General features: G+C 70.8%; 3 protein-coding genes. All 3 read left to right on the top strand.

The features are described 5' to 3' along the window. Positions 1 to 112 precede the first annotated feature (112 nt). The 3 genes from IAE58_RS19710 to IAE58_RS19700 all read left to right on the top strand — a co-directional run bounded on the left by IAE58_RS19710 (position 113) and on the right by IAE58_RS19700 (position 3,709). Complete coding sequence (locus IAE58_RS19710; RefSeq protein WP_199934780.1) at positions 113 to 1,591, top strand: AlkA N-terminal domain-containing protein; 1,479 nt, start codon at positions 113 to 115, stop codon at positions 1,589 to 1,591. Then, positions 1,588 to 2,079 carry a methylated-DNA--[protein]-cysteine S-methyltransferase gene (locus IAE58_RS19705; RefSeq protein WP_199934779.1) on the top strand — a complete coding sequence of 164 codons (492 nt, stop codon included), beginning with the start codon at positions 1,588 to 1,590 and terminating at the stop codon, positions 2,077 to 2,079. The genes IAE58_RS19710 and IAE58_RS19705 overlap by 4 nt, the downstream gene beginning before the upstream one ends. Positions 2,080 to 2,464: 385 nt before the next feature. Continuing rightward, the gene (locus tag IAE58_RS19700) at positions 2,465 to 3,709 is read left to right on the top strand and encodes an ectonucleotide pyrophosphatase/phosphodiesterase (RefSeq protein ID WP_199934778.1); all 1,245 of its coding nucleotides are present in this window, start codon (positions 2,465 to 2,467) and stop codon (positions 3,707 to 3,709) included. Positions 3,710 to 3,775 lie beyond the last annotated feature (66 nt).

The raw sequence follows: 3,775 nt of genomic DNA, 5'->3' as shown, positions 1-3,775 counted from the left end.
CCCCCCCCCCCCCCCCCCCCCCCCCCCCCCCCCCCCCCCCCCGCCCCCCCCTTCAGCATCCATGTCCGAAAATGGCGAGTATCGCCCCCCCACCGCAGCCTAGACTGGCGCCATGGACAGCTCCCCCGCCCTCGACACCGCCGCCTGCGACCGCGCCCGCCTGGCCCGCGATGCGCGCTTTGACGGTGTGTTTTTCACCGCGGTGCGCAGCACCGGCATCTATTGCCGCCCGGTGTGTCCGGCGCCGCCGCCCAAGCCGCGCAACATCAGCTATTACCGCACGGCCGCCGCGGCTGCCGCTGCCGGCTACCGGCCCTGCCTGCGCTGCCGCCCGGAACTGGCGCCGCAGGCGCAGCAGGCGCTGGCCGGGCAGACCGTGCAGCGCGCCCTGGCCTTGATCCACAGCGGCTTCCTGCAGGAACAGCCCATGGCCGAACTGGGCCACCGCCTGGGCCTGAGCGCACGCCAGCTGCAACGCCTGTTCGTTGAACACCTGGGCGCCACGCCCGCGCAGATCCACGCCACCCATCGCCTGCTGCTGGCCAAGCAACTGCTGACCGAAACCGCGCTGCCAGTGACCGACGTCGCCCTGGCCGCCGGCTACAACAGCCTGCGCCGCTTCAACACCGCGTTCCTGCAGGGCTGCGGCATGCCGCCCACTGCGCTGCGCCGCCAGCATGCCCCGCTGGTCGGCGCCGACGATGGCCTGGTGCTGCGCCTGGGCTACCGGCCGCCGCTGGATTTCCCGCGCATGCTAGCCTTCCTGCGCAAGCGCAGCCTGCCCGGCATCGAGCTGATCGACGAAGACAGCTACCAGCGCGTGCTGGGCACGCCCGAACGCCCCACCCTGCTGCGGGTGACGGCCGACCCCAAGCGCCCGGAACTGCGCCTGCAGATGGGCGCGGTCGATCCCCGCCTGATCCCTGACATCGTGCGGCGGGTGCGCCGGGTGTTCGATCTGGATGCCGACCTGCAGCAGGTGCATGCCGCCCTGGCCGAAGAGCCCCTGCTGGCCCGTGGCATCGCAGAACGCCCCGGACTGCGCGTGCCCGGCGGCTGGGATGGCTTCGAGGTGGCGGTGCGGGCGGTACTGGGCCAGCAGGTCAGCGTGGCCGCGGCCACCACCTTCGCGCGCCGGCTGGTGGATGCCTGGGGCGCCCACCTGCCGGGCATGCCGCCGGCATTCGACCGCCAGTTCCCGCTGCCACAGGTGCTGGCCGAAGCGCCGCTGGAATCGATCGGCCTGCCACGCACGCGCGCGGCCACGGTGCGTGCGCTGGCCGCGGCCTGCGCCAGCGGTGCGCTGGATTTCGGGCCAGGCCAGGCCCTGGACGAATTCGTTGCACGCTGCGTCGCGCTGCCCGGCATCGGCCCATGGACGGCGCAGTACATCGCCCTGCGCGGGCTGGGCCAACCCGATGCCTTCCCCGCCGGCGACCTGGTGCTGCAGCAGGTGCTCGGCCACGCGCAGGGCCAGCGCCTGAGCGAGCGCGCCACCGAGGCCCGCTCGCAGGCGTGGCGACCCTGGCGCGCCTACGCCGTGCTGCACCTGTGGCACCTGTCCGGCACCTTTGTTGGAGAACCGACATGACCCTGTTGTTCGATCGTTTCGACAGCCCGATCGGCGAGCTGACCATTGCCGGTAACGAGCATGGCCTGGCCCATGTGCTGTTTCCGGAAAACCGGCACCCGGCACGCGGGCGCGGCGACTGGCAGTACGCGCAGGGTGCGCTGCCGCAGGCACGCGAACAGTTGCTGCAGTACCTGCACGGCGAACGCAGCCGTTTCGATCTGCTGCTGGCGCCGCGTGGCACGCCGTTCCAGCTGCGTGTGTGGCAGGCGCTGGCGGTCATCCCGTTCGGCCAGACCTGGAGCTACCTGCAGCTGGCCCAGCACCTGGGGCAGCCCACGGCCACCCGTGCGGTGGGCGCGGCCAACGGGCGTAATCCGCTGCCGATCGTACTGCCCTGCCACCGCGTGATCGGCAGCAATGGCACGCTCACCGGCTTCGGCGGCGGCCTGGAAACCAAGGCGGCCCTGCTGCGGCTGGAGCAGCGGCAGGCACCGTTGTTTGTGTAAGGGTTGGGGTTTGCCGGCAGGGCTGCGCACTGCACCCGCCGAGGCAACGTCAACGTCAAGAGCCTGCATTCCGTGGGATGGCGGGGCGGTGTGGGTGGGCAGAACACGCCGCAAGTACGTCCCTGTAGGCTCGTAGGCGCCATCCATTGCGCCTGCGGTCCTGCCCACCCACACCGCCCCGCCTTCGACAGGTTCCCGCGGCTGTTGGTAGGTGTCGACCTTGGTCGACACGTTGGATGGGTATGCGGGGTGTGTCTGGTGAGGAGCCCCCTTCGTGTTGAAGGGGGCGCGCCGAAGGCGCGGGGATAAGGAAAAATGCGCGGACACGGCGTGCGACAGCACGCCGTGTCTTGGGCACGTCATTGCCGCCGCTTATCATGTCGCGATGACTTCCGTACGCCTGACCTGTTCGCTGGCGCTGCTGCTGCCCCTGGCCGCCTGCACGACCACGCCCTCTTCGTCCGCGCCAGTTGCGCGCGCCGACGCGCCGCCACCGAAGCTGCTGCTGATTTCCATCGACGGTCTGCGCGCCGATGCGCTGGATCGTGGGCTGACGCCGAACCTGCAGCGCATCATCGATGGCGGCGTGCGCGCACGCTGGATGACCCCGTCGTACCCGTCGCTGACCTTCCCCAACCACTACACCCTGGTCACCGGCCTGCGCCCGGACCACCACGGCATCGTCAACAACAGCATGGAAGACCCCGCGCTGGGGCGCTTCAGCCTGGGCGACCGCGAGGCGGTGACCAACAGCCACTGGTGGGGCGGTGAACCGATCTGGGTCGGCGCGGAAAAAGTGGGCGTGCGCACCGCCACCACCTCCTGGCCCGGCAGCGAGGCCGAGATCGACGGCACCCGGCCCAGCCGCTGGCAGGTGTACGACAGTAAAGAGCCGCTGCAGCAACGCGCGCAGACCGTGCTGGACTGGCTGGCGCAGACCGATGCCGATGCACCGCGGCTGACCACGCTGTACATGGAAAACGTGGACAAGGCCGGGCACAACCATGGCCCGGATTCGCAGCAGTATGCCGATGCGATCGTGCTGGCCGACCAGGTGATCGGCCAGGTGCTCGACGGTCTGGACGCACAGGGGCTGGCGGCGTCGACCAACGTGGTGGTGGTCTCTGACCACGGCATGGCGTCGGTACCGGAAGGCCAGGTGATCGCTACCGAGTCGATGGTCGATCCGTCACTGGCGCGCAGCGTCAGCCAGGGCCAGTCGGTGGGCTTCGAGCCGGTGACCGGCCGCGAAACGCAGGCCGAACAGGCGCTGCTGGGCCGCCACGCACACTACGAATGCTGGAAGAAGGAGGCGCTGCCGCCGCGCTGGCATTACGGCAGCCATCCGCGCGTTCCGGCCATCGTCTGCCAGATGGATGAAGGCTGGGATGCACTGCGCGCCGAGCGTATCGCCAAGCGCGACCACCAGGACCGCGGCTCGCATGGCTACGACAATGCCCTGCCCTCGATGCGCGCGGTGTTCGTGGCGCGCGGCCCGTCGTTCCAGCAGGGCCTGCTGATCGACGGGTTCGACAACGTGGATGTGTACCCGCTGCTGGCGCATCTGCTGCAGGTGCCGGCGGCGCCGAACGACGGCGATGCCGAGACGTTGAAGAAAGCGCTGCGCTGACGGCGCAGCATCCGCCGGGGGGGGGGGGGGGGGGCCCGGGGGCCCCCCCGGGGGGGGGCGGGGGGG

This window comes from Stenotrophomonas sp. S49 (genome assembly GCF_016624905.1).
Taxonomy (GTDB): Bacteria; Pseudomonadota; Gammaproteobacteria; order Xanthomonadales; family Xanthomonadaceae; genus Stenotrophomonas.
The sequence above is the reverse complement of the archived record's forward strand: the minus strand, read 5'-3'. Positions and strand labels throughout refer to the sequence as shown.